Raw genomic sequence first — 11,322 nt, forward strand, 5'->3', positions numbered from 1 at the left:
GCCTCGTCATGTCAAGCCGTGAGGGAGGCTGAATAGAGAGTCGAGAACGGCGCTCGCCTGGAGAACCATGCGCTTCCCATTCGATGCCAACGACTCCTCAGACGCTTAGCCGCCCTTTTTTCGCGTCTCCAAAACTCGAACGACTCCTCAGACGCTTAGACTAGCAATTCGCCTCTTTCCGCATGTTTTTCCGGCGTTTTGGCATCGCTAAGCTCCTCGCGCGTCGTTAGATATTGAAGCTGCCCCATTTAGGGCTGCTAACGATCTGATTCGTCGTCAGCAGCCGTCATGTATCGACCGGAGAAGCCGCTTGCAAAACGGAGCGCCTTCCGCTGGAGCGAAGGTGCGATGCACGCGATCGGGACGAAGCGCGACGAAGAGGCCGGCATGGTTTATCGCTCGAATAGCTGCAAAAAAGCCCCGATCCAAGCTGCGAATCAGGGCGGATCGCAGCTGTTCGAGGCTAATTGCTCGTATGGCCTGGAGGACCGCAGCGCCATTCCCGCAAAGGCTCCGCACCGGGACATTCGCGCCGCGCCTAGCTCCGCAGCAGCGCCGGGTCGAAGTCGGGGACGAGGCCCTCGCGGGCGGCGCGGCCGAGCAGCGACTGGACGGCGGCCAGCCCGTCCTCGCCGAGCGACCGCGTGAACTCGTTGACGTAAAGCGCGATGTGGGAACGCGCGACGTCCGGCGACATCTCTTGGGCGTGCTCGCGTACATAGCCCGCCGATTCGTCCGGATGCGCCCAAGCGTATTCGACCGAGGCGCGCGTCCAACGGGCCAGCGACTCGACGTCCATGCCGCGGCGGGCGATGATCGCGCCGAGCGGAATCGGCAGGCCGGTGTCGGCCTCCCACCAGACGCCCATGTCGGCCATGAGCGTCAGGCCGTAGTCGGGATAGGTGAAGCGCGCCTCGTGGATGACGAGGCCCGCATCGACGCGGCCGTCTCGGACGGCGGGCATGATTTCGTGAAAAGGCAGGACGACGATGCGCGGCGGCTCGCCGGCGATCTGCTGCGCCGTCCACAGCCGGAACAGCAGGTACGCCGTGGAGCGGTCGCTCGGCACGGCGACCGTCCGGCCGCTCAGCCAGGACGGGTCCATGCCCGGCGCAGCAGCGCCGACATGGGAGCGAGCCGCTCCGGCTGACGCGTCGGCCGACGGGCGGGCCGCTGCGCCGCTGCCGCCTTGCGAGCTCGCCGCGGCATTTCCGGCTTCTCGCCGATCGGTCCCTGCGGTCGGCTCCGCAGCGCCGCCAACTTCCGCCCGCTCCGCAGCGATCCGGCCGCCGCCGGCCGTCAGAACGAGCGGGCCGCAGCCGCGGCCGAGCGCGCCGCCGCATGGGATGAGGGCGTAGCGGTCCAGCACGTAGGGGAGAGCGGCATACGAGATCTTCATGACCTCGGGTCCTTCGCCGCGAGCGGCCCAGCCGTTGGTGACGTCGATGTCGGCGTACGTCACGTCGAGCTCGGGCGCGCCCGCGATCAGGCCGTGCGCCCAGGCATGGAACACGAAGGTATCGTTGGGACAAGGAGAATAAGCGATTTTCATCTTCATCGGATGTTCAGCACCTCCGGCAAAATCGCGGCCGTCCGCTCCAGCGCCGCCAGCGCGTCGCCGATGCGCCAGGCGTCGCGGTCGCGCGGACCGACCGCGTTCGAGATGGCGCGGACCTCCATCGCCTCGATGCCGTGCATCGAGGCGGCGAGCGCCGCGCCGTAGCCTTCCATCGCCTCCGCCGCCGCGCCGGGCACCCGGCGCAGCAGCTCGGCGGCCGTCTCTCCGCTGCCCGTCACCGTGGACAGCGTCAGCACCGGCGCCGCTGTCGCGGCCATGCCGGCCTGCCGCAGCGCCTCGGCCAGCGCCTCGGCGACTTCGGGGTCCGTCTTCACGCGCCACGAGCCGAAGCCGAGCTCGTCCACGCTGGCGAAGCCCTGCGCGGTCTCCGCTCCGAGATCGGCGCATACGATCTCGGTCGCGACGACGACGGAGCCGACCGGCGCGGCTCCGGGGAAGCCGCCGCCGATGCCGGCGCTGACGACATAGCGCAGCGGCGGCCCGCCGGCGATCGCCAGCGCCGTGCTGGCTGCCGCAGCGGCCGGGCCGACGCCGCCGGCGACGACGATGTAGCGCCCGACCCGGCGCAGGGGGCCTTCCGCCTCGCCGCAGCTTTCTTCGGGGCAAGCCTTCATCAGGCCCCGCACGACGGCATCCCGCTCTGCTTCGACGGCGGCGACGATCAGGACATAGGCGGGCGGGTCGGGCAGGATACGTTTTTTCATTCGGAATGGACCTCTTTCCTCGGATGTGCCGCCTGCCGGTCCTCGGGCCGCATGGGCGCGGCGAGGCCGGGGCAGGTTCGGCTGCTTCCTCTAACGATACTCCTGCGGGCTGCCGGATTCAAGGAAGCCGCGCGTCAGGACGGAAAACGGCGTGAGCGCGTGGGAGGCGGCGCGGCGCAAGGGAGAGGGGGCGAAGCGGGGGAGCATGCCGCATCACCGGCGAAAAAGCGGGCTGCGGCGGAGGCCGGATCAGCGGCGGGGAAAATCGTGAAGTCGGCGAATGTTGAGAATTGGCAAAGCTCGTCTTCCTGCGTATGGTAGCCTGAGAGAGGAGGATAGGTTAGCATGGAGAAAAAAGCAAAGCGAAGCCTAGAAAGCCCCGGCGGGCCTCGTCCTGCCGCAGCCGAGTTCGCCGCCGCACCCGAAGCCGCCGCCGCCCCGGAGAGCCCCGCACCCGAAGCCGTCGCGGCCGAGTCCGCCGCCGAATCGGCGACCCCCGCAACCGGAGCCGCCGCATCCGAAGCTGACGCCGCCTCGGCGACCCCCGCAATCGAATCCGCCGCAACCGAATCCGCCGCAACCGAATCCGCCGCCTCGGCGACCCCTGCAACCGAAGCGGCCGCAGCCGCAGCCACCGCCGCCTCGGCGACCCCTGCAACCGAATCCGCCGCCGCATCCGCGCGCCCCGCAACCGAACCCGCCGCGGACCGTCCCGCTCCGATCGCGCCTATGCTGCGCCTTCGCGTCTGAATAACGGCCGCCAATCGCGCAAGCGCCGCGCCGTAGGGCCGCTTCGGGCTTCGTCTACCATGGCTGAAGGGAGGATCTTGATGAAAAGCAGCTGGTTCCGCAAGCTTCTGCTCTCGTACCTTCCCGCTTTTTTCATCGTCGTGTCGATCCTGTTCGTCGTCTTTTTTCAAGCTCTGAACGAGCAGAGCCGCAAGGAAGCGGCCAAGGCGAACGACTTCCTCGTGCAGCAGGCGATCCGCCATGCCGACAACTCGTTGCGCGCCATGACTACCGCATCCTGCAGGACATCCTCGGCTCCGCCGTGCTCAAGGACTTCTACCGGGCGGAGGCGGAGGACGTCTTCGTCAACCTGCAGGCGGACCGGCTGATGGACTCATGGGCGTTCGGCAATCCCGCCATCGACTCCATTTATTTGTACCGCCCCCGCGACGGCTTTGTCTTCGGCGACGGCTCGCTCAAGACCGAGCCGTTCCGCGACGCCGCCTTCCTCCGATCCTATCTCGACGGGGAGCGGCCGATCGGCCAATGGAGCGACAAGCGCTCGTTCCAGCCGTATGCCATGTCCAAGCCGGCGGAGGTGATGACGATCGTGCGGGCCTACCCGGGCTTTTCCAGCGCCAAGACGGGCTACGTCGTCGTAAACGTCAGCTTGTCCAAGCTGGGGCAGGAGCTGGCTTCCATGTACGACCCCGGCCAGACGTTCATCGCCATGTCCGACCGCAGCGGCCAGCCTGCGATCGGGCCGAGGCTGGACGGCGGCGAGCTCGTTCTGGCCCAGTATGTCTCGCCGTACACAGGCTGGACGGTTTCCAGCGGCCCGACGGGCAAAGGGCTGAAGCTGACGCTCGACCTGTACAGCGTCTGGCTCGTGCTGGCGCTGGGCGCCGTCCTGCTCGGCATCGCCTGGGTCGTGCATGTCACCCGCCGCAATTACCGGCCGATCAGCCAGCTCGTCTCGCTGATCCGATCCAGCTCGCTCGTACCGCAGGACGGCCCGGGAGCCGATCGCAACGAGCTCGGCTTCATCCGCCTGTCGCTGGAGCAGCTGATGGAGGAGATGAAGCGCTCCAAGCAGCAGGATACGGAGAACCGGCTGCTGCGCAAGCGGCATCGCTTTCTGGAGGCGCTGACGGGCGGCGCTCCGATCTCCTAGGCCGAGTGGGAGTCCGATCTGGAGCGTCTTGGCTTCGAGCCCCGCGGGCGGACGGCGTTTGCGTGGACGCTGGAGATCGACCGCCATGCCGCTTTTTCCCGAGCCTACAGCGCCCACGACCAGGCGATGCTCAAGTTCGTGCTCGCAAGCGTCGTAACGGAGACGGTGCAGGGCGGCGGCGGAGCGGCTTGGGCGGAATGGACGGGAGACCGGCGCATGAGCGCGATCGTCTGGCTGCCGCCGGAGGCGGGGCTGGACGAGGCGAGGCGGCTGGCCGCCGAGGCGTCGGACTGGATCCGCGACAATCTGGCGTTCGGCGCCACGATGGCGCTGCACGGTCCGGCCGGACCGCTCGAGGAGATCCGCCGCTCGGCGGACATCGCCGCCAGCCTGCTGGCCTACAAGGCCGCGCTCGGCACGGGCGAGGTCATCACGCCGGATCGTCTCGGCAGCGGCGGCAGTCCGCTGCATGACCATTTCGGCACGATCCAGCAGCTCGCCCAGGCGTTCCGCACGGGCGACCCCGGCTGGAGGGAGCGGCTGCGCAGCCTGTACGCGCAGATCCGCCAGTCCTGCTTCTCGCGTCAGGAGATCGAGAGCCTGCAGCAGGTGCTGTACCAGCAGATGGATCGGATGTTCCTGGAGCTGGCCAAGGAGTACTGGACGGCGTGGAAGGAGGCGGAGGCGGAGCTGCTCGCCCTCGACCGGGAGTGGGAGGCGCTGGACGAGCTGGAGGCAGGCTGCCTCGGCGCGCTGGAGCGGATGGACGCGCGGATGAGCGAGCTGCGCGACTCGCAGTCGGCCCGCAGCGAGATCGCTCAGATCCGGGCTTACATGGAGGAGAACTTCGGCAGCCCGGAGCTGTCGCTGGACTATTTCGGCGATCGCTTCTCCATCCATCCCAAGACGATCAGCAAGCTGTTCAAGGAGCAGTTCGGCGAAAACTTCATCGACTTCCTGATGGGGCTTCGGATGGAGCAGGCGAAGCGCATGCTCGGCGAACCGTCGCTGTCGCTGCAGGAGATCAGCCGGCACATCGGGTATTACAACTACAATTCCTTCAACCGCGCGTTCAAGAACCATACCGGCATGTCGCCGAGCGATTTCCGCAAGCGGGCGCCGCGACCGAGCGCCGGGTGATCCGCAGCCTTCCGGCCTTCCGGCCTTGCCTACGCCATTTGGCGCAGGCAAGGCTTTTTTCTATTCCGCTCGCCGATCGGGTCAGATAATATGACGCGGACGTCACAGAGACGGCTGCGACCGGATCGGAATGGCGGCCGTTTCGGCCCGAAACGGCGCGGAGAAAATCGTGAAGTCAACGAATCTTACGCATTGCGGCTGCGGAGGCGGGCGGGCTACCATCGAATCAGCGACGCCGGCCGCCCGGGCCGAGCCGGTCCCATCCAAGCGGTTGCGAAAGGAGATGCCTATGGCTCATGCATGGACAAGGGTCAAGCGCAGCTGGGAGCTGTACGTGCTGCTGCTGCTGCCTGTCCTGTATCTGATCGTCTTCAAGTACGTTCCGATGTTCGGCGTCCTGATCGCCTTCAAGGATTTCAACATCGTCCAGGGCATCCTCGGGAGCCCATGGGTCGGCCTCAAGCATTTCGAGGCGCTGTTCCGCTCGCCGAACTTTCCGATCCTCATCCAGAACACGCTGCTCATCAGCCTGTACTCGCTCGCAGCGGGCTTCCCGGTGCCGATCCTGCTGGCGCTGGCGCTGAACGAGGTGCGGACCGGACTGTTCAAGCGATCGGTGCAGCTCGTCACCTACGCGCCGCATTTCATCTCCACCGTCGTCATGGTCTCGATCCTCATCCTGATGCTCTCGCCGCATGTGGGCATCGCCGACCGGCTGTACGGCCTGTTCGGCTGGACCGCGCCCAACTTCATGGGCGAGCCGGGCTTCTTCAAGTCCATCTACGTCTGGTCCGGCGTCTGGCAGGAGATGGGCTACGCCTCGATCATCTATATGGCGGCGCTGGCCGGCGTCGATCCGTCGCTGTACGAGGCGGCGAGGATGGACGGCGCGTCGAGGCTGCGCAAGATGCTCCACATCGACCTGCCCGCGCTCGTGCCGATCACCGTCATCCTGCTCATCCTGAGCCTCGGCAACATCATGGGCGTCGGCTTCGAGAAGATCTACCTCATGCAGAACCCGCTCAACGTCGCCACCTCCGAAGTCATCGCGACCTATGTGTACAAGGTCGGCCTGCTCGGGGCGAACTTCAGCTTCTCGTCCGCCGTCGGCCTGTTCAATTCCGTCATCAACCTCATCCTGCTCGTCGCGGTCAACACGATCTCCCGCAGGGTGTCGCAGAACAGCCTGTGGTAAAAGAAGGGAGGATGCCCATGCTCCGCTCCCGGCGCATCAAGGAGCCGATCGGCGACCGCATGCTCGTCGCCGCCATCTACGCGGCTCTCGCTCTTGTCGCCGTCGCCGTCGCCTATCCGCTGCTCTACATCGTAAGCTCGTCCTTCAGCTCTCCGCGAGCGGTCGTCTCCGGACAGGTGTGGCTGCTGCCGGTCGACTTTTCGCTGCGGGCCTATGCCTCGATCTTCCAGAGCTCGCAGCTCATGCTCGGCTACTGGAACAGCATCGTCTACACCGTCGTCGGCACGTTCCTGAACGTGGCGTTCACGGTGCTCATGGCCTTTCCGCTGTCGCAGCGGCGCCTGGCCGGAAGAGGCTTCTTCATGGTGCTGATGATGACGACGATGTTTTTCAGCGGCGGCCTCATTCCCACCTATCTGCTCGTGAAGGAGCTGCATCTGCTCGATACCCGCTGGGCGATGTGGCTGCCGGGCGTGTTCTCGGTATTCCAGGTCATCGTCGCCCGCACCTTCTTCCAGACGTCGATTCCGGCCGAGCTGCAGGAAGCCGCCGAGATCGACGGCTGCCGCGATATCCGCTACCTGTGGAGCGTCGTGCTGCCGCTGTCCAAGCCGATCCTCGCCGTGCTCACGCTCATGTATGCGGTCGGCCACTGGAACGCCTATTTCGACGCGCTCATCTACCTGCGGTCGGAGCATCTGTTCCCGCTGCAGTACGTGCTGCGCAACCTGCTCATCCTGAACGCGTCGGATCCGGAAATGCTGGCCAATACGACCAAGGGGATGCGCGACCAGGGCTTTGAGCAGGCGCTGAAGTATGCGCTCATCGTCGTCGCCAGCGTGCCGGTGCTGGTTCTGTATCCGTTCGTGCAGAAGCATTTCGCCAAGGGCGTCATGGTCGGCTCGCTGAAGGGCTGACCGGCGCGCGGCTTCAAGGAGGTGATGCTTTCCGTCTGCGCGCCTCTTCCCTGGGAGGAGGCGCGGGAGACAGCACGGCCGGCTCGTCCGCGAAAAGCCGGACGGGCCGGAGCAAGGCTGAGCATGATCGGATTGGACCATATCGAAGGGGGCTGAGCGTATGGGATGGAAGCGCGAGGGGAAGCGGCTGGCCGTGCTGCTGGCGGCGACGGGCCTGCTGCTGGGAGCCTGCTCGAGCGGGAGCGAGAACGGAGCGGCCGGGGGCGAGGCAGCGGGAGCGGCGGAGGACGGAAAGCCGGTCGAGATGACGTTTTTTGCCGTCCAGGGCAAGGCTCCGCTGGAAGAGAACGAGTATACGAAGCGGGTGGAGGAGAAGTTCGGCGTCAAGATCAAGTGGGATCTCGCTCCGCAGGACGCGCTCAAGGACCGGCGGCAGCTGCTGCTGGCCAGCGGCGACTACCCGGAGGTGTTCCTCGAGGGCAAGTTCTCCAACACCGACCTGCTGACGTACAGCAAGCAGGGGGTGCTGATTCCGCTCAACGGCTTGATCGACCAGTACGCGCCCAACTTGAAGGCGCTCATGGAGAAGAAGCCGTACTTGAAGGAGTCGATGACGGCTCCCGACGGCAACATTTACGGCATCCCGCGCTTCAACGAGTGCTACCACTGCACTTATTCCGAGAAGTACTGGATGAACAAGGACTGGCTCGACAAGCTCGGGCTGCAGGTGCCGACGACGACCGACGAGCTGTACGAGGTGCTCCGGGCCTTCAAGACGAAGGATCCGAACGGCAACGGCAAGGCCGACGAGATCCCGCTTACGGGGGCTCCGAACAAAAACGTCTGGAACGGCAATTTCGACGCTTATTTGATGAATGCCTTCATCTATAACGACAATGACAAGTACCTGACGCTCCAGGACGGCCAGGTCGGCTTCGCGGCCGACAAGCCGGAGTGGAGGGAGGGCCTCGCCTATATGCGCAAGCTGTACAAGGAAGGGCTCATCGATCCGGCCGCGTTCACGCAGAACGACCAGGCGATCAGCCAGCTCGGCAATCGCGAGGGAGACGAGATCGTCGGCTCGATGACGACGGCGCTGCTCAGCTATCTCGTCAATGTGTGGGACGACGGCATCACGCGCCATCAGCATTGGGTCGCCGTGCCGCCGCTCAAGGGACCGGGAGGCGTGCAGCTGACCGGCGTGCAGCAGGGCATCACCGACTTCGCCTTCGCGCTGACGAACAAGGCGTCCGAGCGGCAGCAGATCGCGGCGATTCAGCTCGTGGACTACGCGTTCAGCGAGGAAGGCGCGCTGCTGAGCGAATACGGCGTCCAAGAGGGCATCGGCTGGAACAAGGCGAAGGAGGGCGAGCTCAACATCTGGGGCAAGCCGGCCAAGTACAGCTTCGACAACCTGCCGCCCGCCGACGAGAACGAGATCCGCAACGACAGCTGGTCGCTGCTCGGACCGAAGGATATGTCCAAGGAGTTCCGCGACGCGTTCGCCTCCAGTCAGAACCCGCTCAGCTCGAAGGGCTACGAGACGCGGCTCGCCCAAGCGACCAAGCTGTACGAGCCGTACGCTCCCGCAGAGTTCTATCCGTCCGGCGCGTACCTGCGTCCGGAGGATACGGAGACGGCGGCCCAGCTGACGACGGGAATCAAGGAGTACGTCATGACCAACCTCGCCCAGTTCGTCATCGGCAACAAGGATCTGGACGCGGATTGGGACGCGTATGTCAAAGGCTTCGAAGGCCTGAACCTGAAGCAGTACATCGACATCTATCAGGCGGCCATCGAGAAGAAGTAGCCGAGCGGGCGCGGCGGGAGCCGAGCGCGCGAAGCGGCGTGAAAACGGGAACAAACCGGCGGAAAGAGCCGGTTTGTTCCCGTTTTTCGCGATGCGCTTCCATCTGCGCCGTGCCGGAGCCCTTGCGGCCGGCAGGCCGGAAGGCGTCATTCCTCCCGCAGCGAGATGTTGCCCGAGCCTGTGCTCAGCTTCACCTGCACCTGGCCGTCGCCGAAGACCAGCTCGTGCGATTTGCGCTCGCCGTCCTCGTCCTCGTTCCAGTCGCTGCGGAAGCGGCCGGAGCCGACCGAGTACTGGACCGTCGCGGAGGCCGGGGCGATTCTCGTCGCCAGCGTAATGTTGCCGCTGCCGCTGCTCGCGGTGACCGGCAGCTCCAGCCGGTCCATCTCGGCCCGGATGTTGCCGCTGCCCGCATCGAGCTGGAGGGCGGCCAGCACGTCTTCGAGCGAGATGTTGCCGCTGCTCGCCTTGGCCGCCAGCTCCTCCGCGACGACGCCTTCGCCGTCGATGCTGCCCGAGCCGGACCGCAGGCTGATGACGCCGCCTTTGACACCGGTCAGCTCGATGTCGCCGGAGCCGGTCTTGAACGTCAGCTCCCCGGCCTCGACCCCTTGGGCGTCGATATCGCCGCTGCCGAGCTCCGCTTGCAGCGCTTCGAACTTCCGCGCCGGGACCTCGATGCGCATCGTCACGTTCACGATGTTGAAGCCGAACGTGAAGACGCCGCCTTCCTTGCCCTTGACCGTCAGCTCGTCGCCTTGCGGATCAAGCTCCAGCTTGATCTTGTCGAGCGACTTCTTGCTCGCGCGGCCGGTGATCGTCGCGACGATCTTGTCGTCGCTCGCGCCTGCCGCCAGCTCGATGTCCATGCTGCCGGCCTCCGCCCGAAGGCGCGAGATGCCGTCCGCCGGCACCTCCTCGCTCAGCCTCACTTCTTCCGTGCCGAACTGGAGGAGCGACTCCCGGTCGCCTTGGCCAAACGTCACGCCGGCGCCGATCAAGCCGCCGAGCAGCAGGATCAGGCCGAGCAGGACGACGTTCCTCATGCTGCGGTTCATCTCGCCACGCTCCTTTTCATCATCTTCGTGTTGGCCAGCAAATACTTCAGCGTCAGCCGCATGATGCCTCCGGTCAGCTTATAGGCCGCGGCTCCGAGCAGCAGCCCGAGTCCGCCGGCGATCATCGCGCCGAAGACAGCGAGCGGCATCGCGATCGCGTCGCCGGTCCATCCTTCCAGCAGGACCGCGAAGGCGGCGATGACGAACGAGCCGGCGACAGCCCACAGCGCGAGCAGCAGCCCGAGCAGGGCGAGGTACGGGCCGAGCACGAACACGAGATTGAAAAAGCCGAGCCCGACCGCGGCGAACACCGCCCTCGAGACGAGCCGCACGCCTCCGCCTCCTTGGCTGGCTGCCTCGACGCGGTAGCCGAGCAGCAGCTCGCGCGCGACCGCCCGCGGATCGCCGAGCTCCCCCGCTGTCTGCTCCTCCGGCTGCCCCTGCTCCGCCGCGATCCGAAAATGCTCCTCGTAGTCGTACATCCATTCCCGCCGCTTCGCCTCGGGAACGGGGGCGAGCTGCTGCCACAGCTCGTTCAAGTAATGCTCCCTCGTCATCGTTCCACACCTTCCTTGATCAATTCGTCGACGGCATGCGAGAAGGTCCGCCACTCGCGCACGAGCTCCATCAGATGCTGATGCCCGAGCGGCGTCAGCTTGTAGTACTTGCGGGGAGGGCCTTCCGTCGACTCGCGCAGGTAGGTCGTGAAGTACCCTTCCTGCGTCAGCCGGTTGAGCAGCGGATAGACGCTGCCGACCGCGACCTCGAACTTGGACGACATGGCCACCGCCAGCTCGTAGCCGTAGCGGTCCTCCCAAGCGGTCAGGGAGAGGACGCACAGGTCGAGCACGCCTTTTTTGAATTGCACGTTCATCCGCATGGCTCCTATCTTATGCACGGTATTGATTAATGTGTAATAGCTGTCGATGAGGAATACCGTTCGCTGGAACCAACATACCACGCGCTATTCATCATGGCAAGATAGCGGCGCGAAAATCGGACGAAAGCCCGGCGGC

At 65.6% G+C, this 11,322-nt stretch carries 12 protein-coding genes; 7 read left to right on the top strand and 5 right to left on the bottom strand.

The genetic code is table 11. From position 1 onward, the window contains the following. Positions 1-538: 538 nt before the first annotated feature. Both NYE40_RS02455 and NYE40_RS02460 read right to left on the bottom strand, forming a co-directional pair. The gene (locus NYE40_RS02455) at positions 539-1,552 is read right to left on the bottom strand and encodes a 1,4-dihydroxy-6-naphthoate synthase (RefSeq protein WP_339280006.1); all 1,014 of its coding nucleotides are present in this window, start codon (positions 1,550-1,552) and stop codon (positions 539-541) included. 2 nt (positions 1,553-1,554) lie between these two features. Further along, positions 1,555-2,283, bottom strand: a complete 729-nt coding sequence (locus NYE40_RS02460) for a futalosine hydrolase (RefSeq protein WP_339279250.1) — start codon at positions 2,281-2,283, stop codon at positions 1,555-1,557. 345 nt (positions 2,284-2,628) lie between these two features. Between NYE40_RS02460 and NYE40_RS02465 the strand changes: the two genes are divergently transcribed. The 7 genes from NYE40_RS02465 to NYE40_RS02495 all read left to right on the top strand — a co-directional run bounded on the left by NYE40_RS02465 (position 2,629) and on the right by NYE40_RS02495 (position 9,248). Then, complete coding sequence (locus tag NYE40_RS02465; RefSeq protein ID WP_339279251.1) at positions 2,629-3,033, top strand: hypothetical protein; 405 nt, start codon at positions 2,629-2,631, stop codon at positions 3,031-3,033. 80 nt (positions 3,034-3,113) lie between these two features. Next, positions 3,114-3,401 (top strand): hypothetical protein, encoded by a 288-nt coding sequence (locus NYE40_RS02470; protein WP_339279252.1) that lies wholly within the window; start codon positions 3,114-3,116, stop codon positions 3,399-3,401. After that, positions 3,335-4,186: a hypothetical protein gene (locus NYE40_RS02475; protein ID WP_339279253.1), complete on the top strand. Its 852-nt coding sequence runs from the start codon at positions 3,335-3,337 to the stop codon at positions 4,184-4,186. The genes NYE40_RS02470 and NYE40_RS02475 overlap by 67 nt, the downstream gene beginning before the upstream one ends. A 138-nt stretch (positions 4,187-4,324) precedes the next feature. Then, positions 4,325-5,326: a helix-turn-helix domain-containing protein gene (locus tag NYE40_RS02480; RefSeq protein WP_339279254.1), complete on the top strand. Its 1,002-nt coding sequence runs from the start codon at positions 4,325-4,327 to the stop codon at positions 5,324-5,326. A gap of 283 nt (positions 5,327-5,609) precedes the next feature. Then, a complete protein-coding gene (locus NYE40_RS02485) occupies positions 5,610-6,521 on the top strand; it encodes an ABC transporter permease subunit (RefSeq protein WP_043111471.1) in 912 nt (303 codons plus the stop codon). Positions 6,522-6,538: 17 nt separating this feature from the next. Next, positions 6,539-7,438, top strand: coding sequence for a carbohydrate ABC transporter permease (locus tag NYE40_RS02490; RefSeq protein ID WP_028599433.1), 900 nt, complete (start codon positions 6,539-6,541; stop codon positions 7,436-7,438). A 160-nt stretch (positions 7,439-7,598) separates the two neighbouring features. Next, positions 7,599-9,248 carry an extracellular solute-binding protein gene (locus NYE40_RS02495; protein ID WP_339279255.1) on the top strand — a complete coding sequence of 550 codons (1,650 nt, stop codon included), beginning with the start codon at positions 7,599-7,601 and terminating at the stop codon, positions 9,246-9,248. 146 nt (positions 9,249-9,394) lie between these two features. Here the strand turns inward: NYE40_RS02495 and NYE40_RS02500 are convergent, their stop codons facing one another. From NYE40_RS02500 to NYE40_RS02510, 3 genes are read right to left on the bottom strand one after another with little or no spacing between them, the layout of a single operon-like run. Next, positions 9,395-10,306 carry a DUF4097 family beta strand repeat-containing protein gene (locus tag NYE40_RS02500; RefSeq protein ID WP_339279256.1) on the bottom strand — a complete coding sequence of 304 codons (912 nt, stop codon included), beginning with the start codon at positions 10,304-10,306 and terminating at the stop codon, positions 9,395-9,397. After that, a complete protein-coding gene (locus NYE40_RS02505) occupies positions 10,303-10,863 on the bottom strand; it encodes a DUF1700 domain-containing protein (protein ID WP_339279257.1) in 561 nt (186 codons plus the stop codon). The genes NYE40_RS02500 and NYE40_RS02505 overlap by 4 nt, the downstream gene beginning before the upstream one ends. Continuing rightward, positions 10,860-11,180, bottom strand: coding sequence for a PadR family transcriptional regulator (locus NYE40_RS02510; protein WP_101808440.1), 321 nt, complete (start codon positions 11,178-11,180; stop codon positions 10,860-10,862). Before NYE40_RS02510 ends, NYE40_RS02505 begins: the two co-directional genes overlap by 4 nt. Positions 11,181-11,322 lie beyond the last annotated feature (142 nt).

Source organism: Paenibacillus sp. FSL W8-1187, assembly GCF_037965485.1.
Taxonomy (GTDB): Bacteria; Bacillota; Bacilli; order Paenibacillales; family Paenibacillaceae; genus Paenibacillus_O; species Paenibacillus_O pasadenensis.